The 19,699-nt window shown below is 63.9% G+C and carries 21 protein-coding genes, 1 tRNA gene and 1 pseudogene; 12 read left to right on the top strand and 11 right to left on the bottom strand.

Annotated elements, in window-relative coordinates; genetic code table 11:
• The coding region (locus VF497_RS03600) for a DUF1326 domain-containing protein (protein WP_330886270.1) at positions 1-549 on the bottom strand (549 nt) is incomplete at its 3' end.
• 143 nt (positions 550-692) lie between these two features.
• On the opposite strand from VF497_RS03600, the gene prfB reads away from it, so the two are divergent.
• Positions 693-1,818, top strand: a protein-coding gene (gene prfB / locus VF497_RS03595) for a peptide chain release factor 2 (protein WP_330886269.1) whose coding sequence is annotated in 2 segments (ribosomal slippage) — positions 693-767 and positions 769-1,818 — 1,125 coding nt in all. Because the reading frame shifts where the segments join, the coding sequence is not laid out codon by codon here.
• Between the two features lie 48 nt (positions 1,819-1,866).
• Here the strand turns inward: prfB and VF497_RS03590 are convergent.
• Positions 1,867-2,649, bottom strand: coding sequence for a hypothetical protein (locus tag VF497_RS03590; protein WP_330886268.1), 783 nt, complete (start codon positions 2,647-2,649; stop codon positions 1,867-1,869).
• Between the two features lie 155 nt (positions 2,650-2,804).
• Here VF497_RS03590 and lysS point away from each other — a divergent pair, with 155 nt between their 5' ends.
• The 4 genes from lysS to VF497_RS03570 all read left to right on the top strand — a co-directional run bounded on the left by lysS (position 2,805) and on the right by VF497_RS03570 (position 5,621).
• Positions 2,805-4,337, top strand: a complete 1,533-nt coding sequence (gene lysS, locus VF497_RS03585) for a lysine--tRNA ligase (protein ID WP_330886267.1) — start codon at positions 2,805-2,807, stop codon at positions 4,335-4,337.
• A 75-nt stretch (positions 4,338-4,412) separates the two neighbouring features.
• The gene (locus VF497_RS03580; RefSeq protein WP_330886266.1) at positions 4,413-4,835 is read left to right on the top strand and encodes a DUF1801 domain-containing protein; all 423 of its coding nucleotides are present in this window, start codon (positions 4,413-4,415) and stop codon (positions 4,833-4,835) included.
• Positions 4,832-5,011, top strand: coding sequence for a YdeI/OmpD-associated family protein (locus tag VF497_RS03575; RefSeq protein WP_330886265.1), 180 nt, complete (start codon positions 4,832-4,834; stop codon positions 5,009-5,011). Before VF497_RS03580 ends, VF497_RS03575 begins: the two co-directional genes overlap by 4 nt.
• 148 nt (positions 5,012-5,159) lie before the next feature.
• Complete coding sequence (locus VF497_RS03570) at positions 5,160-5,621, top strand: nuclear transport factor 2 family protein (protein WP_330886264.1); 462 nt, start codon at positions 5,160-5,162, stop codon at positions 5,619-5,621.
• Between the two features lie 39 nt (positions 5,622-5,660).
• Here VF497_RS03570 and VF497_RS03565 read toward each other — a convergent pair whose 3' ends face one another.
• From VF497_RS03565 to VF497_RS03555, 3 genes are all read right to left on the bottom strand, one after another.
• On the bottom strand, positions 5,661-6,182 hold the full coding sequence (locus VF497_RS03565; RefSeq protein WP_330886263.1) for a hypothetical protein: 522 nt from the start codon (positions 6,180-6,182) through the stop codon (positions 5,661-5,663).
• 25 nt (positions 6,183-6,207) lie between these two features.
• A complete protein-coding gene (locus tag VF497_RS03560; RefSeq protein WP_330886262.1) occupies positions 6,208-7,188 on the bottom strand; it encodes an MBL fold metallo-hydrolase in 981 nt (326 codons plus the stop codon).
• Between the two features lie 79 nt (positions 7,189-7,267).
• On the bottom strand, positions 7,268-8,227 hold the full coding sequence (locus VF497_RS03555) for a CorA family divalent cation transporter (RefSeq protein ID WP_330886261.1): 960 nt from the start codon (positions 8,225-8,227) through the stop codon (positions 7,268-7,270).
• Positions 8,228-8,321: 94 nt separating this feature from the next.
• Between VF497_RS03555 and VF497_RS03550 the strand changes: the two genes are divergently transcribed.
• The 3 genes from VF497_RS03550 to VF497_RS03540 all read left to right on the top strand — a co-directional run bounded on the left by VF497_RS03550 (position 8,322) and on the right by VF497_RS03540 (position 10,005).
• Positions 8,322-8,924, top strand: coding sequence for a rhomboid family intramembrane serine protease (locus VF497_RS03550; protein ID WP_330886260.1), 603 nt, complete (start codon positions 8,322-8,324; stop codon positions 8,922-8,924).
• Positions 8,925-8,972: 48 nt separating this feature from the next.
• A complete protein-coding gene (locus VF497_RS03545; protein WP_330886259.1) occupies positions 8,973-9,527 on the top strand; it encodes an NAD(P)H-dependent oxidoreductase in 555 nt (184 codons plus the stop codon).
• A 121-nt stretch (positions 9,528-9,648) separates the two neighbouring features.
• Complete coding sequence (locus tag VF497_RS03540; protein ID WP_330886258.1) at positions 9,649-10,005, top strand: hypothetical protein; 357 nt, start codon at positions 9,649-9,651, stop codon at positions 10,003-10,005.
• Positions 10,006-10,084: 79 nt separating this feature from the next.
• On the opposite strand, the gene VF497_RS03535 is transcribed toward VF497_RS03540, so the two are convergent.
• Complete coding sequence (locus tag VF497_RS03535; RefSeq protein WP_330886257.1) at positions 10,085-10,396, bottom strand: EF-hand domain-containing protein; 312 nt, start codon at positions 10,394-10,396, stop codon at positions 10,085-10,087.
• 89 nt (positions 10,397-10,485) lie between these two features.
• Between VF497_RS03535 and VF497_RS03530 the strand changes: the two genes are divergently transcribed.
• From VF497_RS03530 to VF497_RS03515, 4 genes are all read left to right on the top strand, one after another.
• Positions 10,486-11,757 carry a winged helix-turn-helix domain-containing protein gene (locus tag VF497_RS03530; RefSeq protein ID WP_330886256.1) on the top strand — a complete coding sequence of 424 codons (1,272 nt, stop codon included), beginning with the start codon at positions 10,486-10,488 and terminating at the stop codon, positions 11,755-11,757.
• A gap of 193 nt (positions 11,758-11,950) precedes the next feature.
• Positions 11,951-13,408 carry a bifunctional diguanylate cyclase/phosphodiesterase gene (locus VF497_RS03525; protein WP_330886255.1) on the top strand — a complete coding sequence of 486 codons (1,458 nt, stop codon included), beginning with the start codon at positions 11,951-11,953 and terminating at the stop codon, positions 13,406-13,408.
• Positions 13,405-14,238 carry a hypothetical protein gene (locus tag VF497_RS03520; protein ID WP_330886254.1) on the top strand — a complete coding sequence of 278 codons (834 nt, stop codon included), beginning with the start codon at positions 13,405-13,407 and terminating at the stop codon, positions 14,236-14,238. Before VF497_RS03525 ends, VF497_RS03520 begins: the two co-directional genes overlap by 4 nt.
• 57 nt (positions 14,239-14,295) lie before the next feature.
• Complete coding sequence (locus VF497_RS03515) at positions 14,296-15,342, top strand: hypothetical protein (protein ID WP_330886253.1); 1,047 nt, start codon at positions 14,296-14,298, stop codon at positions 15,340-15,342.
• A 23-nt stretch (positions 15,343-15,365) separates the two neighbouring features.
• Here VF497_RS03515 and VF497_RS03510 read toward each other — a convergent pair whose 3' ends face one another.
• The 5 genes and pseudogenes from VF497_RS03510 to VF497_RS03490 form a co-directional block, all read right to left on the bottom strand.
• On the bottom strand, positions 15,366-15,896 hold the full coding sequence (locus VF497_RS03510) for an opioid growth factor receptor-related protein (protein WP_330886252.1): 531 nt from the start codon (positions 15,894-15,896) through the stop codon (positions 15,366-15,368).
• A gap of 508 nt (positions 15,897-16,404) precedes the next feature.
• Positions 16,405-16,480: transfer RNA gene (locus tag VF497_RS03505), tRNA-Ala, on the bottom strand.
• Between the two features lie 106 nt (positions 16,481-16,586).
• Complete coding sequence (gene thrC, locus VF497_RS03500) at positions 16,587-17,882, bottom strand: threonine synthase (protein ID WP_330886251.1); 1,296 nt, start codon at positions 17,880-17,882, stop codon at positions 16,587-16,589.
• Positions 17,879-18,796, bottom strand: coding sequence for a homoserine kinase (locus VF497_RS03495; RefSeq protein ID WP_330886250.1), 918 nt, complete (start codon positions 18,794-18,796; stop codon positions 17,879-17,881). Before VF497_RS03495 ends, thrC begins: the two co-directional genes overlap by 4 nt.
• A 2-nt stretch (positions 18,797-18,798) precedes the next feature.
• Positions 18,799-19,699 (bottom strand): annotated as a pseudogene (locus VF497_RS03490) (bifunctional aspartate kinase/homoserine dehydrogenase I); the annotation flags it as partial.

Raw genomic sequence — 19,699 nt, 5'->3', positions numbered from 1 at the left:
CTTCGCCTTGCCGCTGATGAATTCCGCTTCGGTGTATTCGAAGCCCATCGGCAGACTTACGCGCGCCTGGTGTGGCAGGCCGGTGACCGGATTGCGGATCGATTCGCCGTCGCTCTCGAGCAGGCCTGCCACGCGCAGCTTGGCCGTGCGCGCGCCGTAGTCGATGTCGAGATCGATGCGGCGAAACTCGGTCGGCAGGATCTTTCTGACGGTCGTGTGGAATACCTGGAACAGCGAACCGCCCGGATCGGTGTCCTTGCCATGCGAGATCGCTTCCAGCGCTGCGCGCTGCGCGGGATTCGCGCGCTCGTCGACGACCGAGAGCCAGGTGCCGTTGCCCTCGTGGATCGGGCCGGGCCACGTGGCCATGAGGCCGCAGCGCAGACCGTCCAGTACCACGTCACCGTAACGGCCACGCTCGATGTGGAAAAATGTGTGCGCGCGGCAATGCCCATGTGTGGGCAGCGAATTGAACTGGCACGGACAACCGGTGCTGCAATTGCAATTGGCGAATTCCACGCCTTGCATCGTCCATTCGGTACTGGCCATGACGCGCTCCCCGGGAATGAACCGCGCCCGAGTATACTCCCGCGCGGCGAAGGTGGATCGACAGCAAGTTCGATGCCATGTCGCGCCACGGATTTGCTAGAATTCGCCTCCTTTCGCTGGCGTTTCACGCACTTTCGGAAAACATGATAGAAACCAATCCCATCCACTCCCGCATTGCGGACCTGCGAGCGCGCGTCGCCTCGCTTCGGGGGTATCTTTGACTACGAGACGAAAGCCGAACGTCTCGAAGAGGTAAGCCGCGAGCTCGAAAATCCCAACGTCTGGGATGATCCCGAGCGCGCGCAGAATCTCGGCAAGGAACGCGCCTCGCTGGACAAGATCGTCACCGGTATCCGCGAGCTGACCGAAGGCCTCGGCGGTGCCGACGAACTGCTGCAACTGGCCGACGCGGAGAACGACGAAGGCACGGCGCAGGCGGTATCCGACGATGTCGACAAGCTGTCCCGGCATGTCGAGACGCTCGAATTCCAGCGTATGTTCTCGGGCAAGATGGATTCGCACAACGCCTTCGTCGACATCCAGGCCGGCGCCGGCGGCACCGAAGCGCAGGACTGGGCCGAAATGCTGCTGCGCATGTACCTGCGCTGGGCCGAGAACAAGGGCTGGAAAGCCGAATTGATGGAAGCCTCCGCGGGTGAAGTCGCCGGGATCAAGAGCGCGACGTTCCGTGTCGAGGGCGAATACGCCTACGGCTGGCTCAAGACCGAGATCGGCGTGCACCGGCTCGTGCGCAAGTCGCCGTTCGATTCGGACAACCGCCGGCATACCAGTTTCACTTCAGTGTTCGTGTCGCCCGAAGTCGATGACGACATCGATATCGAGATCAATCCAGCCGACCTGAGAACCGATGTGTACCGTTCGTCTGGCGCCGGCGGCCAGCACGTCAACAAGACCGAGTCGGCCGTGCGTATCACTCACGTTCCGACCAACACGGTCGTCGCTTGCCAGACCGAGCGCTCGCAGCACGCCAACCGCGATCGCGCGATGAAGATGCTCAAGGCCAAGCTGTACGAACTCGAAGTGCAGAAGCGCAACGCCGAAAAGGACAAGCTCGAAGCGACGAAGGCGGACATCGGCTGGGGCAGCCAGATCCGCAACTACGTCTTGGATCAATCGCGCATCAAGGACCTGCGCACCGGCATCGAGCGCAGCGACACGCAGAAGGTGCTCGACGGCGATATCGACGAGTTCATTGAGGGCAGCCTGAAAGCCGGTCTCGAGGCGGGCGCGAAGCGCATCGACGCCTGAGCCACGACCCTTCCGCAACGACGGAAGGGCCATGGCTGATGCCGAGAGTTACTTCTGTGAGGACAGATCGGGACGTGCGACGAAGATCGAATCGTCGACGAACTCGAACGAGCTGCCGTATTGCTTCAATGTCGCTGCCGCATCGTCCGCGCCGAGCGCCTTGGTCAGTACTTCGCGCACCGAGGGAGTCGGGTCGGCCATGTCGGCGTAGCTCTTCAGCGGAATGATCAGTTTCCAACTGTCCTTGCCGCCGATCCCCCAGGCGAGTCGATAGGGGTAGGGCCATTTCTGGTCCTGAAGTGCCTTGTGGATTTTCGCGATCGAGGCCCTCGCATCACCGCCGGCGCCGGATTTCAGATTGCGCGTGAGGACCTGGAAGTACTTGTAGTCGCCCGGGTTGCCGACCATGTGGCTGTGCGCGGCGTCCGTTTCCTCGTAGAAATGCTGAACCTTCGCGACATACTGGCTGAGCATTTTGTCGTAGGCTTCATCTTCCTTGACCTTCGTGTTCCACGCATCCTCGGCATCGAAATCCTTCCATTGATGCTCGTCGGAACGGAACACGTAGAAGGTGAGATCGGTGCCGACGAGCGGCTGATAGCCTACCCAGTGGAACGGGTCGCCAGATTTCTTTCGCCACGCGACGTATTCCTTGATAGCCGCCTCAAACGCCTTTTCCTGGCCGGCCTTGGGCCATACCACCCAACGCTCGGCGATGTTGCCGGTTGGCTTCGCTGCGGCCTTTTCGGCCGCGCTGGCGTACGATCCACATAGGGCAAAAAGCAGGGCGAGCAACAAGCCCAGCGATTGCCGGAGACTGCGTGCTTTCATGATTTCCCCTCCCATGTTTATTGTCGTGTCGCCCGGTTGAACCAGGTCGATCGGCCGCGCGGGCAGGCAGAGCATACTCTCGATGTGAAGATCGCGTCCGAGCTAAGCTAAAATCGGCGGATCGACTGCAAACCTGTTTGGAAAAAACCAGAGAAATGAGTGATTTGACGGAGAGTGCCGCGTCAGTGGCCAACGTGTCGGGTGGTGCCGGGTCCGACGAAAACAAGCTGATCGCCGAGCGCCGCGAGAAGCTGCGTGCGCTGCGCGCGCAAGGTATCGCGTTCCCGAACGACTTCGCGCCGGACGCTTTTGCGGGCGATCTGCAGGCCGAATTCGACGGCAGAGCAGCCGAGGAGATCGAGGCTACGGCGAAGCGCGTGAAAGTCGCCGGACGCATGCTGCTCAAACGCGGGCAGGGCAAAGTCAGCTTCGTTCAAATCCAGGACATGACCGGGCGCATCCAGCTCTTCATCCAGGCGAACGCGATCGGTGACACCTACGACGCTTTCAAGTCCTGGGACATTGGCGACATCGTCGCTGCCGAAGGCCCGCTGATGCGCACCAAGACCGGTGAGCTCAGTGTAAAAGTGGATAAATTGCGCTTGCTGACCAAATCGCTGCGCCCGCTGCCGGACAAGTGGCATGGCATGGCTGACGTCGAACAGCGCTATCGCCAGCGCTATGTCGACCTGATCGTCACGCCCGAATCGCGGCGCGTGTTCGAACTGCGTTCGCGCATCGTGCGGCATATCCGCAACCTGCTCGATGCGAAGCGCTTTCTCGAAGTCGAGACGCCAATGATGCACGTGATCCCGGGCGGCGCAACCGCACGGCCGTTCGTCACCCATCACAACGCGCTCGACCTCGACCTGTACCTGCGCGTCGCGCCGGAGTTGTACCTGAAGCGTCTCACCGTCGGCGGCTTCGAGCGCGTCTACGAGATCAACCGCAACTTCCGCAATGAGGGCGTGTCGACGCGGCACAATCCCGAGTTCACGATGCTCGAGCTGTACCAGGCTTACGCTACCTACAACGAGATCATGGACATCACCGAAGAAATGATCCGCACCGCGGCGCGCGACGTGGTTGGCAAGACCGCGTTGACCTGGGAAGGGCGCGAGATCGACGTCGGCCCGGCGTTCCGTCGCTGGAAGATGGAAGACGCCGTGCTCGAGCACAACCCGCAGATCGCGCGCGAAGACCTGCGCGACCGCGCGAAGATCGCCGCGCATGCGCAAGCTCTCGGCGTGCACGTGAAGCCCGGCTACGGTTGGGGCAAGATCGTGCTCGAAATCTTCGAGAAGACGGTCGAGCAAACGCTGATCCAGCCGACCTTCATCACCACGCATCCGACCGAAGTCTCGCCGCTCGCGCGCGCCAACGACCACGATCCCGAGGTCACTGATCGTTTCGAGCTGTTCATCGGTGGCAAGGAAATCGCGAATGGCTTTTCGGAATTGAACGACCCGGAAGACCAGGCCGCGCGCTTCAGGGCGCAAGTCGAAGCGAAGGATTCGGGCGACGACGAGGCGATGCACTTCGACGCCGACTACATCCGCGCGCTCGAAGTCGGCCTGCCGCCGACCGGCGGCCTCGGCGTCGGCATTGACCGCCTCGTCATGCTCTTGGCCGACGTGCCGTCGATCCGCGACGTGCTGCTGTTTCCGTATATGCGCCCGGAAGCATAGGATTGGTTTGAAAAGTGCGGCCATAGGTGGCCACTTCTTGATCTCGCCATCAGGGACGTGCGCAGGAGTAAATGCATGGGCAAACACGATCCGAGAGTCGATGCGTATATCGCCAAGTCGGCCGACTTTGCCCGGCCGATCCTCGAACACCTGCGCGCGGTGATCCACGCAGGTTGCCCCGAAGCCGACGAGGCGATCAAGTGGGGCATGCCGTCGTTCCTGTACAACGGACGCATCCTCGCCGGCATCGCCGCGTTCAAGCAGCATTGCGCGTTGGGGTTCTGGGGCGGGCGTGGCCTGGTCGGCAACGAGGACAAGCGCGAGGACGCGATGGGTCAGTTCGGCCGCATTGCTTCGCTCAAGGACTTGCCGTCGAAGAAGGCGCTGATCGGGTACGTGAAGGACGCGATGAAGCTTTCCGATGAACGCGTCGCTGCACCGCCCACGCCGCGGAAGCCGCCGAAGCCCGCGCCAGCGATGATCTCGTCGCGGCGTTGAAGAAAAACGGCAAGGCGACGGCGACGTTCGCAGCATTCAGCCCAAGCTGCAAGCGCGAATACATCGAGTGGATCGCTGAGGCCAAGCGCGAGGAGACGCGGGCGAAGCGCGTCGCGCAGGCGGTCGAATGGATGGCCGAAGGCAAGCAGCGCAACTGGAAGTACCAGCAGTGCTGATCCGCGTTCCGGGTCGGCTGCCGATCCGGATACGGCGCGGTTCGAGCAACAATCGCAACGTCTGGCCCCGTCGCCGCGGACGCAAACGGCCCTTGTCCGGGACAGACGCGTTTGTTTCCATCGTGCGAACCAACTAGAGACCGACACGATGAAATCGACGTTGATCTGCACCTGCGTCCTGCTTTGCGCTGCGCTTGCCAGTTCCCCGTTGCGCGCACAGGAAAGCGTGGACGAGGCCGCGTTGCGCCGCGCCGAGGCCGAGTTGTGCGAGGCGTTCCGCAACGCCGATGCGAAGACGATAGCCCGCATCGAAGATGCGCGTTACACGCTGACCGATTCGCGCGGCGGCGTCAGCGGGCGCGAGGGCGACGTCGCCGAAGCGAAAAAGGGCGATCCGCGCTACAGCGAGTTCCGCAATCACAGCCAGAAGATCCGCTTCTACGGCGATACCGCGATCGTCAACGGCATCACCTCGCTCAAGGGCGAATCGGGTGGCAAGAGCTTCACCGGCGATTTCCAGTTCACCGACACCTGGATCAAGCACGGCGGCGAATGGAAGATCGTTTCCAGTCACGCTTCGCGGCTCGGCGTCACAGTGAAACCGAATTGAGCAGTCGGCGGTAGCGGGCAGCGCGGTTCGCCGACGCGATCAATTCGCTTGTTTGTGGTAGATGCCGTCGAACGCGGTCGTCCAGGTTTTGCCGTCGTCGTCCGATGACTCCCAGTGCTGGCGCACAGTGCCGTCCTTGCCCGGCGTCCACGTGATGCGCTGCTGCTGCGGTTTGCCGGTCTGCGCGTTGGTCTTCGTACCGCTGAGCACCATGCTGCCCTGTGCCATGCCGCCGTCCAGTTGCAACACACCATTCGGCTGGTTGCCGATCCAGAACTGGTGCCAGCGTTTCGAGTCGGCGTCCCAGGCGTTGTAGCTGACGCCGTTGCTGCCTTTGGCGCCGGTCCAGTGCTCGCTGATGCCGCAACCGTCGCTGACTGCCTCGATGCGGCTGTGGCCGAGGACGGTCTTGCCGCCGGGGTCGCGCACTTCCCATTTGCCGATCCAGAAATCGAACTGGTGGTATTCGCTCGCGCTTGCCGGGCATCCCACGGCGGGTGGCGGTGCGGCGAGGGTGGCGGAACAAGCAGCAAGGGCGGGGATGAGCAACAGACGGGGCATGAATGTCTCCTCGGAACGGATCGGGTCAGTGCTTGGTCTGCCCGGTATCTGCGTTGCAGAGCTGGTCGATCTTCGCTTTCGGCGCGCGCAGCGAATTGTCAATGTAGTAGCCGGCGAGCATGCGCACGAATGCTGTGTCCGCGTCGGCCAACAGTGGTTTGGCGTCCGCGAGCCAGCCATCGATGCACGCGTTCTTGTCCTTGTCGGTCGCCGCGCAGGCGAGGAGATTCGCGTAAGCATGGCGATAAACAGCGAACTGTGTACGCTGCATCGGCGCGCCGTGTCCCGGCACCAGCGTTTTGAACTGCACGCGATCGAGATCGGCCAGCGCCGATTGCCAGCGCGCAGGGCAGGCGGTGTCGAACAGCGGTACGGGCAGGGTGACGAGGTCGCCTGCCACGAGCGTGCGCGTGGCCGGATCGTAGAGCCACACGTCGCCTTCGGTCACGGCGCGTGCTTGCAGGTGCAGCTCGAAGTCGCGTCCGGCGATGCGGCGCGTGCCCGACTTGGCGACCACCTCGTCGGGATACAGCGCGTGGCCGGCATCGATGATCGCGATCTCGTCGCGGTACGACTGTGCGGTCTTTTCGCCCTTGGTCTGCGCGATCGCCTCGACCAGTTGCTTGCGGTAGTTTGCGAGGAAGCCACCCATCGCGCCGGCTATCGCCATGCTCGCGTAGACGCGGACGTCGGGATACGCCTCGCGGATGCGCGGATTGCCGCCGACATGGTCGAGATGCCAGTGGCTGTTGATCACGGCTTTGATCGGAAGTCCTGCATCCTTCGCGTAGTCGAGGATCTTTTGCGTATGTTCGGTGTGGCGGCCGGTATCGAACACGACGAGACCTTCGGCGGTGCGGAAAACCACGCTGTTGCCATCCGGCTGGCGGCCAGGAACGAAGGTGCCGGGAATCAGGTTGACGCCAGCGGCAATAGTCACCGTATCTGCCGCATCGCTCGGTGCAGCGGCCAGCGCGGACATGCAGGCGAACAGCAGAGCTTTCATCGCGCGCCTCCCGATGCGATGGCATCAGGCTAGGCGCGTGCAGTGCGGCAGGACACTGCCGGAAGTCATGCGCCGCGGATCAGAACCATTTTTTCCATTTGAAGATGATCATCGGCACGATCACGCTGACCGCCATGACGGTCAACGCCATCGCATAGCCGTGCGGCCAGTCGTATTCGCCGATCGATTTGAAGTTCATGCCCCAGATGCCGGCCAGCGTCATCGGCCCGATCGTCACGACCGAGACGATCGTGAGCACCTTCATGATGTCGTTCTGGTTGTTGTTGATGAAGCCGAGCACGGCGTCGAGCAGGAACTGCAGGCGGTCGGACAACTGCTGGTCGAATTCGGTGAGCGAGCCGATGTCGGTCTGCATCGTCCTCAGCCGCTGCAGATGTTTCTTGTCGATCCAGGCCGGCGCGGTTTCGCAAAGATAAGCGATCACGCGCGACACGCCGAGCATGGCCGCGCGCAACTGCACGATCTGGCGTTGCATCGCGCCGACTTTGAACAGCGCGCCGCGCAGCAGGCCGCGCTGGCCGCGTTCGTCGGAGAACACCGCGCGCGACAGCTTCGACATCTCGCCGCTGGTTTCCTCCATGCGGTCGGCGGCGACGTTGACCACGGCTTCGATCAGCGCGATGAAGGTTTCGACGCTGCCGTTCGGCGCATCGGCCGCGGTCGCGAGCTTGCTCGTGTGCGCGAAGGCGAGCGACTCGGCGTAGCGGATCGAGACAAGCAGCTTCGGCGTCAGCACGAAACCGAGCGGCGTCATCGCGCCCTTGCCGGACTCGGCGCGCACGAAGGCGGGGATGTTGAGGCGCAGGATTTCGTTGTCCGCATGCAGGCGGCTCGACAGTTCGATCGCGCTGATCTGGTCGCGCTGCGGCAGCTTCGTGCCGAGCAGGCGTTCGGCCTCGGCGCGCTCATCGGCATCCGGATCGAGCAGATCGAGCCAGACCGGTGTGCCGGCCAGTGCGGCAGTGCCGGGTTTCCATACGCTGCACGCGGCCGGATGCGCGGCGTGGATCGTCAGCATGGTTTTTCCTCTACCATTGCGCTACGGGTGCAAGCATAACCCGACGTTTGTCAGGAACTTCCAAAGAGCGACCAAAATTCCAATCAGGATTCAAATGCTCACGACCATTTCCATCATTGCCGTCACCTGCCTCGTTTCCTTCCTCGGTTTCAACAATGCGCAACTGATCGACAAGCTGATCTTCTGGCCGCCTGCGGTCAAGCGCGGCCAGTACTACCGCTTCCTCAGCCATGCGCTGATCCACGCCGACGGCGCGCACCTGCTGTTCAACATGATCACGCTGTACTTCTTCGGCCGGGCGCTGGAGGGATTCTACGAACAGGTGCTCGGGCCGTTCGGCTTCGGCCTGTTCTATGCGGGAGCGGTGGTGGTGGCGATCCTGCCGAGCTATTTCGCGAACAAGGACAACCCCGCCTACCGCAGCCTCGGCGCGTCGGGCGGCGTGTCGGCCGTGCTGTTCGCTTTCATCCTGCTCAGCCCGTGGTCGCGGATCTACGTCTGGTTCCTGCCGATGCCGGCGATTCTCTACGCGGTGGCCTACGTCGCGTATTCGATCTACATGGAACGCCAGGGGCGCGACAACATCAACCACAGCGCGCATCTCTGGGGCGGCGCCTACGGCGTTGCCTTCACCCTGCTCGCCGAACCGCGCGTGTTCTCGGCGTTTCTGCAACAGCTTGCCAGCCCTCGCTTCTGAGCAGCAGCACCTGCGTTTTGAATCCCCCACCCAGACAGGAGTTTTCGCATGAGCACGAAGAATATCGCCGTCATCGTCGGCAGCCTGCGCAGGGAATCGTTCAGCCGCAAGGTTGCGCATAACCTGATTGCGCTGGCACCGGATTCGCTGCGCTTCTCCATCATCGAGATCGGCGACCTGCCGCTGTACAACCAGGATATCGAAACCGACACGCCGCCGGCGGCGTGGCAGAGATTCCGTGACGAGGTGCGGCCGGCGCACGGGTTGCTGTTTGTCACTCCCGAATACAACCGCTCGGTGCCCGGCGCGCTGAAGAATGCGATCGACGTGGGTTCGCGTCCGTACGGCAAAAGCGTCTGGAACGGAAAACCTGGTGCGATCGTGAGTTGCTCGCCGGGTGCGATCGGCGGCTTCGGCGCGAATCATCATTTGCGCCAGCCGATGGTCTTCCTCAACGTGCCTATGCTGCCGCGCGAGGCCTACCTTGGCGGCATCGACAAACTGCTCGGCACGGACGATAAATTCGTGCCGGAGACGGCAGAGTTCATGAGCAAGTACATGCACACATTTGCGGCCTGGGTCGACAAGATTGCCGGCAGCTGAGTGAAGTTTCGTGAACGCAGCCGCTCAGACTTGATTTAGCCCCGCAAGCGTATATTTTTCGTGTATCCCACACAGGGCGGAGTACGCCATGAACGCGGTCATCAAATCCACAGCCATCGCCTTGCTTGCCGCAGCCGGTCTCGGCTTGGGCGGCTGCGTTTATTACCCGGTGCGTACCGGCGTTGTCTACGACGGAGCCAACGGCAATGCCGTCGTCGACTACGATGACAGCCGCGTCGACTATTACGCACCTGCGCCCGCTTACTATGGTTACTACGATCCGTACTGGTACGGCCCCGGTTGGTATGGCTCAGGTTGGTATGGCTATGGGCCGTCCATCAGCCTCGGCTTCTACGGCGGTTACTGGGGTGGCCACCACTATCGCGGTCCCTGGCGTAGCGGCCACAGCGGTTATTGGGGCGGCCGTGGCGGCAGTGCGCATGTGACGGCGCCGATGGGACACGGCACTCGCCACTGATTTGTCTTCCATGTAAAGATAAATGGACAAAAAAGAACCCCGGCAAAGGCCGGGGTTCTTTTTTGGGAGTTATAGGGGATCAGCGATAATCCCACTGTGCGTACTGGCGCGCCGAGATGCGGTTGCCGTTCTGCGCGACGAAATCGAAATCGTTGGCGAGCGGCACAAACGCCTCCGCTTCTTCGCGGCTGATCGTGCCATCGTGATCGCGATCGAGCGCGGCGAAGTCCGGCTTGGGTCCATAATGCTCGGGGGCGGGCATGCCGGTGCGCACGACAACTTCGCGGCCCTGGGCATCGGCGAGGTGGCGTACCGTGTCCTGGGCGAAACTCGGCGTCGCAGCGGCGAACAGGATGGAGGCGGCGATCGCAGCACATGAGACGGCTTTCATGAACATTCTCCAGTTGGGAATCGGCAAACAAGTTCGACCTGAATGAGCACACCGAGTTCTGATTTGCATGACTGCCGGATAACCGGCGCATGCTGAAATTGAGCGTGCAGCAGGCACGCAACCTGCATCTGGCTGCACAGGGATTGCTCGTACCACCGCGCGCACGTGCGCGACGCGCTTCCGTGCGTGCGGCAATCGAGCGCATGCGCCTGCTGCAGATCGACACGATCCACGTCGTTGCGCGCAGTCCCTACCTGGTCCTGTTTTCGCGCCTCGGCGACTACGAGCCGCGCTGGCTCGACGAGACCCTGGCGCGCGCCGACATCTTCGAGTGCTGGGCGCACGAGGCCTGTTTTGCTCCGATCGGCGATCTGGGCCTGCACCGACATCCCTCGCCGATCCGCACCGGGCATTGGGCGCACAAGAGCGCCGCGCGCATGCAGCGTGAACATCGCGCCGAGATCGCAACGCTGATCGAACACATCCGCGCAAACGGTGCGGTGAAGTCATCCGACTTCGAGCGCCAGATCAAGGGCGTCGGCGGCTGGTGGAATCGCTCGAACGAGAAGCGCTGGCTCGAGGCCGGATTCGTCCTCGGCGATCTGATGATTGCGCGGCGCGAGAATTTCCAGCGCGTCTACGACCTCTCCGAGCGCGTGCTGGCCACTACGCGCCAGGATGGCGCGAGTAAAGCGAAACCCATCGATGCCGGCATGCGTCTCGACGAAGCAGATATCCGCCGCGAGTTCCTGCTCGGCGGCGTGCGCGCGCTTGGCATCACCCAGGCGCGCTGGATCGACGACTATTTCCGGCTTGGCAGGAAATTCAAGGACGCCGCCCTCGATGCACATGTCGAATCGGGCGAGCTGATCCGCGTCGAAGTACGCGGCTGGGACAATCCCGCCTACGTGCATCGCGATCACGCGGCGCTGCTCGCGCGTGCCGCGCGCGGGACGTTGCGCGCGACGCATACCACGCTGCTGTCGCCGTTCGATCCGGTGGTCTGGCATCGCGAACGTGCTAGCGCGATGTTCGACTTTGACTACACGATCGAATGCTACGTGCCGGGCCACAAGCGTCGCTACGGTTATTTCGTGCTGCCGATCCTGCATCGCGGGCGCCTGATCGGCCGGCTCGACGCGAAGGCGCATCGCGCCAGCGGCGAGTTCGAGATCAAGGCGATCTTTCTCGAAGCCGATGTCGAGCCCGACGCGGTGTTGCTTGCCGACGTGGCAACGGCGATCCAGCGCGCTGCCGACTGGCACGTGACGCCGAAGGTCATCGTCCGCACAAGCGAGCCCAAGGCGTTCGCCGCGAAGTTGCGTTCGGCACTGCGCGCTCCGCTCGGCGGAAGGGCTTGAGAATCGCGCCGTCGGAAACGGCGACTGCCGGGGCAAACAGTGTGAACGAATTCGCAGACGGGTCGCGGAGCCTGCGTATACTCGATTTGCGGGGGAGGAGATGCGAACCATATCGGAATCGCAGGCTTCGGGTAATGAGTTGGCGCGCCCGGATCGGCCTGCGACTGCCATGCCGACTCATTTGTCACAGGCGATGCCTGCTGCTCCGCGGCATGCGGCCGATGCCGCGGCGTCGTACAACCTCGATTCGATCGAGACGCTGGTCTACGCGGCCACCCACGACGTCCTGACCGGATTGCCCAATCGCGGCGTGTTGCTCGACCGGCTTGCGCGCGAACTCGCGCGCGAGGACGGCGTTGACCGGCAAGTTGCCGTGCTCTTCGTCGATCTCGACAACTTCAAGCTGATCAACGATTCGCTTGGTCACGAGAGCGGCGACGAGGTGCTGCGCGAGATGTCGCGGCGGATCCGCACCTGCGCGTGCGATGGAGATACCGTGAGCCGTTTCGGAGGCGACGAGCTGGTTGTCCTGCACCCCTGTGCCGGCGACGGTTCCGAGAACCTGCTCGGCGAGCGGATACTTGCCGAGATGATCCGGCCGATTCATGTGGCCGGCAGGGAAGTTGTGGTTTCGGTGAGCGTCGGCGTGGCCATTTGCTCCTGCGGCGCCGAGCCTGCCGAGCATCTGTTGCGTGAGGCGGATACCGCGCTGTATGCCGCCAAGAGTCGTGGCCGTGCGCGCATTGCGCGCTTCAGCGAAGAGTTGCGCGAACCGCAGTTGTACGTGGACTACCAGCCACAGGTCGACCTGGGTACCGGCAGGCTCGTCGGCGTCGAGGCTCTGGCGCGCTGGCGTCACCCGGAGCGCGGACTGGTTTCGCCGACGGAATTCATCCCGGCGGCCGAGGACTGCGGGTTGATCGGTGAGCTTGAGCGGCAGGTGCTGCGCACCGCTTGCAGCCAGCTCGCGCGTTGGCATCAGGCGTCGCCGGCAAGTCGTTTCACGCTGACGGTGAACGTGTCTCCACGGCAGATCGAGGCGCCGGGATTCGTCGACGAACTCAGGGCGATCCTCGACGAAACCGGAGTCCACCCCGAGTCGCTGTGCCTGGAACTCGCCGAGTCCGCACTGGTGAATCCGGACGTCGACATGGTGGTAGCGCTCAAACGCATTCGCGCGATGGGCGTGTATCTCGCCATCGACGATTTCGGTACCCAGCATTCGTCGCTGGCGCGCTTGCGCGGCCTGCCGATCGAAGTGCTCAAGATCGACCGTTCGTTCATCGATGGATTGAGTACGGAGCCCGAGGACACCGCCATCGTGTCCTCGATCCTGAGCCTCGCCTTCGCCATGGGCAAGCACGTGATCGCCGACGGCGTCGAACGACCGGAGCAGGCGGCGGCATTGCACGGCATGGGCTGCGCCGTGGCGCAGGGTTACCTGTTTGGCGCGCCGGTTGCGCCGGAAGCGATCGTGCCTCTGCTCAGCCGTCCATTGTGGCAGCCGCAGGCATTGCGCAGAGTGCCGGCGGCCGGAGTTCTCGGTGGCGAACTGCGGCGACGCGGACACCGTTCCTTCATCGATGAATTCCTCGATCACATCGGCGCACCGATGGGCGCGAAGACACGCGCGGTCAAGCGGACGTCGTGATCGCGCTCCTCATAGGCCTCGGCAACCTTTTGATCGGCGCGGCCTATTCGGGGCTGGGCCTGCTGTCGCTGTGGGAGGCGATCAGCCAGTATCGTTGGCGCGGACTGTCGCGCTTCGGCCCCGGGTTTTCGCTGATGGCGGCGAGCTGCGGGCCGCATCATCTGGTGCATGGCTGGCATGTGCTGCGTGAGGGCGGCGTTTCGATGCCGATGCTGGAAGTGACCCTGATCGGTCTTCCGGCTGGCATTGTATTTTGCTGGCTGCGCGTCGAAGCGATGTTCGGCGGGCGCGGCGACCGCACTATCGTAATGCCGCTGCGCACGCTGGCACTGCTTGCCACGGTGTTCTTCGTCGCGGTCGGCTGGCTCGCCAACGCCGCGCTCGATGCGCCGCTGTCGACGGATCAGGCGATGTGCACGCCCAAGGGAATCCGCTATGCGGCGGCGGGCCTGTTCCCGCTCACCGGTTTCGTTTCCGCCGGAATGTTCAGCAATGTCTTCGTCACGGTCACGTATTCCCTGGTCGGCTGGTACCTGTTCGAGACCCAAGTGCGTCGCTACGCGGCGGGACAGCAGTGGTCGCTTTCGGGGCTGGCGCTGACCGCCGTGTTTCCGACCTGTGCGGCCATGCACCTGATCCACGCGCTCAGCTTCGGCAGTCACGACGCGATGCTGCCGTTCGACCTGCTCGGCGTGTTCGCATCGATCTACTTCCTCTGGGTCGTCCGGTGCGTCTACCAGGACGCCGTGGTCGACTGGAATCGCCGCCCGCAGGCCGGCGTGGCGGGCGTGCCCGAGCGCGCTTCGCCGTGGAGCGCCAAGGATCCTTGACGTTCCACGCACCGGTCCTGTGCCGTGTTGCGAGTCGCATCGCACTATTTTACGCGAATGGATAGTAGGATCGAGACTGCCAGCAATGCTTGCCTTGCACGACGGTATAGAAATATCGAGCGGCGGCTGGCCGCAACTGTCGACCTTGAAACCTGGTGTCGAGAAGCAGTGTTGTTGAAAGACTTTTTTCAACACATATTGTTGGAAGCGACAAAGCGGCCTGCCGTTCGGTATGCCGAAAATGCCAGACCGTTGGTTTTCGCCATGAGGCTCTACTCCAACATCGACGGTGAACCTGCCTGGATCGCGGTCGGCACGCAACCCATCGGCGTCGTCGCCATCGGCATTGTCCCCATTGGCATCGTCGCGATCGCCTGCGGGGCGGGGCGCGGTGCCATCGTCGTGAGTTGCGGGCTCGGCCTTGGCCTCGTCAGCTTCACCTGCGGCGTGAGCGCGGCACTCTACTCGATCAGCGTGGGCCTGAACCTAGCGCTCGCCGGTCGCGGCATGACGCTGACCGCGTTCGGCGACGGCGACCCGAAGTACACCCTCGCCCGCAAGCTCGTGATCCCGCCGCTCATCCTCGCCGCGTTCCTTTACTACGGCGCGCCGCTCATCTCCGCCGCACGCATGGCGGCAGCCGATCGTGAGGTCGCGGTGCAGTGGAGCGGCGCGGCGACGGCGAGCGAGGGGATCTACGTCGCGCCCGGAACCGCGTGCGCCGTGCGCGCGACCTTTGCAGGCGATGGCAGGGCCGTGTTGCAGGCACACCTCGTCGTCACCTGCGGGCACCTCACGTTGTTCGAGAGCGGGCCGATCCGCAGCGGCACCGTGGTTGTTCTCGGCAGCGACGATCTCCACTGCGAGGTGACTCAGACGCCGGCGAACGCCGGCTTCAGCTACGGCGCGCGCTGCCACGCCTCCGAGTACCAGGGCTCGGCGTCGAGCGGAACGGCGGTCTTCGGACCGCGCCCCTCCTTGCAGCTCGACACGAGCGCAGGCCGTGCGGTCCTTGACCTCGGCGGCGCGCGGCCGATGCACGTCGAGCTTGCAGTGGACACACGTTCGGCCCCGGCCGACGGTGCCGGCCTGTTTGCGCGCTGACGTCCTGCGCAGCAGCGGTATCGCTACACCTCTGTCGTCGCCCCGCGCCAGTAGGCGAGAGTGTCTTCGTCAAAGTTGCACTCTGGATCGCGCGCGAGCCGTAGCAAGCACGCCTTGAACGCCTCTGCCTCGGTGCGGAGTCCGAGCAAACACATGCTTCGCAGCATGCGCGTGATTCGCTGATCGTTGTGCGTCGGCGCCGTTGCCCAGTTTTCTTTGCGCTCGTCCCATTTCGGGCCCTTGTCGACTCTGCCTGCGTGCTCATGCAGGCCGTAGAATCGCAGCATGCGCAGATACGCGCTCCAAAGTCGATCACGCAGCACGTCGCTCGACTGGAACGCGGCTACTGTCCGGTCGTCGAGCAGCGGCGCATCCCGGTTCGATCCGCTGGGTTCGGGAAGGGGGAAGACGAATTGCACATAATCGGGCGTGTGCTCGAGCCACTCGTCGTCACGCGCGAGGATGTCGGACAGTCGCCGACCCCGGTTGTCGGGCTGGTTGTGGAAATAGAACGCGAAGAGCGGAGCGCTTGCTTCGCTGGAATCGTGCAACACGACGAGCCCCCGATTCATGGTTGTATTTCTGCAGACGTAAAACGGAGCGCCCACCCGACAGGTCCAGTCGAAAAATACTTTCTGTCGAGGTCAATTGCTTGCCGTCGGCCGCGCCCGCTCTGTCGCCGTCCCAGAAGTCCAGACTGAACTTCACGACCCGACTCTCAACCTCCCTCTTCTCGGTCAGTGCTCCGCGCTGGAGGGGAACGAGTTGCGCTTGCCGGAGTCAGGCGATGGGAAGCGAGTCGCCACCAGCGGCCGCCGTCGGGGCGCACCAGCAAGTACATCCCGCGTTCGGCAGCGACTGATGCGGCTTCACATGGGGTTCGGCGTTCTGGACCACCGGAGGGTGGTAGCTCAGTTGTGACGGTGGCTGTTGCCGTCCAAGTGATCGCCAAAATTGCGGCAACTCAGGTGGTGCTGGTTGAGGCGAATAATATGTGGACAACAAAAAACCGCGCGAGAGCGCGGTTTGAAGGATGTTGCGTGATATCCAGTGATATCAATTTGGTGGAGTGGAGGAGGATCGAACTCCCGACCTTCGCATTGCGAACGCGACGCTCTCCCAGCTGAGCTACCACCCCGGATTCGGGTCGGCGGCGGACGGAACCGCACCGAGCCGCCTATGATACAGCCTAGTTGGGACTTCGCCAAGCCTCCGGGTCGAATGGAATTGGAGCGCCTGCGCGGTCAATTCTCGACCAGCACTGCCCGCAGTGCGGCGTAATCTTTCGCGAGCGGGTCAGCGAGCGCAGGCCGCGCGAGCAGGGCGGCTAGCTCGGGTGGCACCGGAACGGTGGCGCCGATCAGCGGCTCGACAATGCTGTCGAACTTGGCGGGATGCGCCGTTGCGGCGACGGCCCAGTTGCCTTCGACGCCTTGCGCGCGCAGCGTTTCGAGCAGATGCACGCCCGTCGCGGTATGCGGGCAGAACAGCTCACCGTAGCGGCTGTGGCGTTCGCGGATCGTCGCGCGAATTGTCGCGTCATCCACCGATGACGAAACGAATTCGCGGCGCAGCGCGGCGGCATCCGGATACAGCCACGACAGGCGCTCGAAGTTGCTCGGTGCGCCGACGTCCATCGCGTTGGCGATCGTCGCCACGCTCGGCTGCGCGGCATAGTCGGCGCCGGCGAAGAAATCGGGCAGCACGCGGTTGGCGTTGGTCGCAAGGGCGATGCGCCCGATCGGCAGGCCGCAGGCGCGCGCGAGTATGCAGGCAACCGCGTTGCCGAGATTGCCGGTCGGCACGACGAAGTTGAGTGGCGTGCCGTTTGCGCGGAAGTGCTTGAGCGCGGAATGCGCGTAGTAGGCCATCTGCGGCAGCAGGCGGCCGAGGCTGATGCTGTTGGCCGTGCCGAGCGGCGCGATCGAGCGCAACGCGCTGTCGCCGAGCGCCTGTTTGGCCATGTGCTGGCAGTCGTCGAATACGCCGTCGACACGCAAGGCGCGCACGTTGCCGCCGAACGCGCCGAGCTGATGCGCCTGGCGCGGCGAGACGCGACCGTCGGGATAGAGGATTGCGACTTTGAAACCGGGCAGTCCGGCGAATGCCGCGCCGACGGCCGCGCCGGTGTCGCCCGAAGTGGCGACGACGATGGTCAGCGGTTTGTCCGTCTCGCGCGGAAGGCGCTGCATGCAGGCGGCAAGGAAGCGCGCGCCGAAATCCTTGAACGCCGCGGTGGGGCCGTGGAACAGTTCGAGTACATGGTCGCCCGCCGTGGCCAGCGCGCGCAGCGGCGCGTCGAAGGTGAAGGCCTGCGTGCAGATCGCGGGCAGTTCCGCAGCGAGCGCGTCGTCAGCAAAGAACGGCGCGAGCAGGCGTGCAGCGACGGTGGGTAGGCCGTTGTCGCCGTCGAAATCGGATGGCACGAATTTCGGCAGCGATTGCTGCACGTACAAGCCGCCATCGGGCGCGAGGCCGGCGGCGAGCGCGGCGGAAAGTCCGAGCGCGGGAGAATTTCCTCGTGTGCTGATGTATTTCATGCGATGACGTGTGCTGCGGGCCCGTTGACGGGTGAGATGAAGGATTCGCTGGCGATGCCGGCCTCGGCGAAGGCGGCCTGCATCGCGGGCGCGGCGGCCTCGGCTTCGGCGCGCGATTCGAACCAGGCGAACACGGAAGGGCCGGCGCCGGAAATGCTCCCGCCCATTGCGTGATTATCTAGCGCGGCCTGCTTGACGCGGGTGAAGCCTTCGATCAGCGGTGCGCGCCGTGGTTCGACGAGCACGTCGTTCAATCCGGCGCGCACGAGGTTTGCGTCGCCGCGCTGGCAGCCGGCAAGGACCAGGGCGAGGTTGGCGCTCTGCGCGACGAAATCGCTGATCGCATACGCACCCTTGAGTGCCTCGCGCGCGCGCCGTGTTTCGAGCACCGCGTCGGGATGGACAAGCACGCTGTGCCAGGTCTCCAGCACGGGAATCTTGACCAGATGATCGAGCGTGGCGAGGACGACGCCGCCGAGCAGCATTGGCCCGACGTTGTCGCCGTGTCGGCCGCCGCTGGCGACGGCTTCACCGGCCAGCGCATGCGGATACAACTGCTCGGCGCTGAGTGGCGTATCGAGCAGGGCGTTCGCGGCGACGAGTGCGGCGACGCACGACGCGGCCGAGCCGCCCATGCCCGAGCCGAATGGAATGCCCTTGTCGAGTTCGATCTCGAAGCCGAACGGCAGCTTCAGCGCCTCGCGCAACGCGATCAGCGCAGCGCCCGCGGTGTTCTTCTCCGCATCGAACGGCAGTGCGACAGGCGCGTTGCGGATTGCCGCAACCTGTACTTTGCCGCTTTGTATACGCCGCACCGTGGCGCGGTCGCCGGCGCCGGCGAAACTCTGGCCGAGGATGTCGAAGCCGATGCCGAGGTTGCCGATCGAGGCGGGCGAGAAGGCCGTCGCTTCCATCCTCATACGCGCGCACCGAGCGAGGCGGCGACGCGCAGCAGGTCGGCGAACACGCCGGCGGCGGTGACGTCGGGACCCGCGCCGGGCCCCTGGATCACCATCGGATTGCTGTTGTAGCGCTTGGTCGAGAACTGCACGACGTTGTCGGTCAGCTGCAGGTTGGCGAAGGTGTGCGAGCGCGGTAGTTCGACAAGGCCGACGCTGGCAGTGCCGTTCTTGTCGAGCTGAGCGACGTAGCGCAACACGCGGTCCTTGGCTTTGGCCGCGGCGAGGCGCGCGGCGATCGGCGCATCGAGTTCGCTCAGACGCGACATGAATTCCTCGCGCCCGGCGCCGAGCAGTGTGTTTGGCACGAGATTCTCGACCGCGACGTTGTCGAGCGACAGCTCGCGTCCCGCCTCGCGCGCGAGGATGACGAGCTTGCGCGCCACATCCGTGCCGGAAAGATCGTCGCGCGGATCAGGCTCGGTGTAGCCGAGCTTGTGTGCTTCGCGGATCAGCTCGGAGAACTGCACACTGCCATCGTACTTGTTGAACAGCCAAGCCAGCGTACCGGAGAAGATGCCGGCGACCGCGGTCAGCTCGTCACCCGTGTCGATCAGGTCGCGCAGGGTCTGCATCACCGGCAGGCCGGCGCCGACGGTCGCTTCGTAGCGGAAGCGCGCACCGCTCTGCGCCGCCGCGGCTTTTATTGCACGGTAGCGATCGAGCGGGCCTGCGCCGGCCTGCTTGTTCGGCGTGATCACATGAATGCCCGCGGCGAGCCATTGCGGATATTTCACCGCGACCTCGTTGCTGCCGGAGCAATCGACGATGACCGTGTGTGGCAGGTGCGCGGCGATCAGGTGCTTCATGAAGCCGTCGATGTCGTTGCCGACGAAATCGCCGTCGCGGTCGCGCCAG

The sequence above is a fragment of the Rudaea sp. genome (assembly GCF_036383415.1).
Lineage (GTDB): Bacteria > Pseudomonadota > Gammaproteobacteria > Xanthomonadales > Rhodanobacteraceae > Rudaea.
This window is presented reverse-complemented; position numbering and strand designations above follow the sequence as displayed.

Bases quoted from the DNA above. Each gene is read 5' to 3' on its own strand.
- thrC (WP_330886251.1), bottom strand. From the start codon at position 17,882: ATGAAATACATCAGCACACGAGGAAATTCTCCCGCGCTCGGACTTTCC.
- VF497_RS03535 (WP_330886257.1), bottom strand. From the start codon at position 10,396: ATGAAAGCCGTCTCATGTGCTGCGATCGCCGCCTCCATCCTGTTCGCC.
- VF497_RS03565 (WP_330886263.1), bottom strand. From the start codon at position 6,182: ATGCCCCGTCTGTTGCTCATCCCCGCCCTTGCTGCTTGTTCCGCCACC.
- VF497_RS03495 (WP_330886250.1), bottom strand. From the start codon at position 18,796: ATGGAAGCGACGGCCTTCTCGCCCGCCTCGATCGGCAACCTCGGCATC.
- VF497_RS03515 (WP_330886253.1), top strand. From the start codon at position 14,296: ATGGATAGTAGGATCGAGACTGCCAGCAATGCTTGCCTTGCACGACGG.
- VF497_RS03530 (WP_330886256.1), top strand. From the start codon at position 10,486: ATGCTGAAATTGAGCGTGCAGCAGGCACGCAACCTGCATCTGGCTGCA.
- VF497_RS03550 (WP_330886260.1), top strand. From the start codon at position 8,322: ATGCTCACGACCATTTCCATCATTGCCGTCACCTGCCTCGTTTCCTTC.
- VF497_RS03555 (WP_330886261.1), bottom strand. From the start codon at position 8,227: ATGCTGACGATCCACGCCGCGCATCCGGCCGCGTGCAGCGTATGGAAA.
- lysS (WP_330886267.1), top strand. From the start codon at position 2,805: ATGAGTGATTTGACGGAGAGTGCCGCGTCAGTGGCCAACGTGTCGGGT.
- VF497_RS03590 (WP_330886268.1), bottom strand. From the start codon at position 2,649: ATGAAAGCACGCAGTCTCCGGCAATCGCTGGGCTTGTTGCTCGCCCTG.
- VF497_RS03560 (WP_330886262.1), bottom strand. From the start codon at position 7,188: ATGAAAGCTCTGCTGTTCGCCTGCATGTCCGCGCTGGCCGCTGCACCG.
- VF497_RS03525 (WP_330886255.1), top strand. From the start codon at position 11,951: ATGCCTGCTGCTCCGCGGCATGCGGCCGATGCCGCGGCGTCGTACAAC.
- VF497_RS03570 (WP_330886264.1), top strand. From the start codon at position 5,160: ATGAAATCGACGTTGATCTGCACCTGCGTCCTGCTTTGCGCTGCGCTT.
- VF497_RS03580 (WP_330886266.1), top strand. From the start codon at position 4,413: ATGGGCAAACACGATCCGAGAGTCGATGCGTATATCGCCAAGTCGGCC.
- VF497_RS03545 (WP_330886259.1), top strand. From the start codon at position 8,973: ATGAGCACGAAGAATATCGCCGTCATCGTCGGCAGCCTGCGCAGGGAA.